The sequence below is a fragment of the Humibacter antri genome (assembly GCF_054777235.1).
Genome location: NZ_BAAHAW010000060.1, coordinates 1 through 906, shown reverse-complemented (window position 1 = coordinate 906; position 906 = coordinate 1). Strand labels below are relative to the sequence as shown.

Annotated in this window: 1 protein-coding gene; it reads right to left on the bottom strand. The window is 67.7% G+C overall.

All coding sequences use genetic code 11. The features are described from left to right. On the bottom strand, positions 1–710 hold a 710-nt coding region (locus ACYVDK_RS18270), incomplete at its 3' end, for an IS110 family transposase (protein ID WP_460524435.1). Between the last annotated feature and the right edge of the window lie 196 nt (positions 711–906).

The window sequence follows — 906 nt, the reverse complement described above, 5'->3', positions numbered from 1 at the left end:
TTGAGCTGAAGCAGTTTGGGGGCGAGTTGGCTGGCCTGCGCTTCCAACGAATCCCGGTTCTGCCTGATCTGAGCAGTCAGAGCGATCACTGCGCGCGCTAGGCGGGTGGCTTCTTGGCGTGCCGTGGCCTGTTCGATGTCGTCGCCGGTGTGGTGGCGCCATGCGGCGATGGAAGTGATCTGCTTGTCCGTCAGCGGCTTACGGGCGTCGACGCCGAGGTCGATCATGCGCAGCAGCGCCGTGAGAGCGTTCCGGTCGGCAGTGCGCTGGATGTCCATCTGGCGGCGCGCGGTCAGCAGCACGCGCAACGCTGAGCGCGGCTTCCCGGCACGCGGCCGGGTCAGCCTGCTGGTGTCTTGGCCCAGGACGGAGCGGGCGGCGGCCTCGGCGTCGATCGGATCGGACTTGCCCCGACCGGTACGTGCGGATCGGAGCGGGGGCGTGGTGTCGGCGACCGGGATCTCCTGCGCCTGAAGCGCTGCGGTAAGCGTGGCCCCGTATGAGCTCGCCCCTTCCACCGCGGCCACCACGGGGCCGGTCGCGCGGCGGCGGATCCACGTGATCGCCCTGTCGAGTCCCGGCGGGGTGGTTGGGAATGCATCCACAGCCACCAGTTTCCCGGTGGCTGTCTCGATGACCGCGTAGGTGTGCGTGCGGGCGTGGGTGTCCACCCCGATGACATGCGTGTACTGGTCTGCGACGATAGACATCGCGGTCTCCTTCCAACAGGGTTTCCGTGCGGTGCCCGGCCCGGGAAAGCGCTACGGGGCAACTCTCTAATGAGTCACAACCAAGTTGGTTGGACGACCTTCTATCAAGCCATCGCAGCAGGACGGGTCGGCACCGGCCCCACCGGCGGACGAGTCAGCGGTAAGCCACGACACCGCGCGTCGGGCAGAAGGATCC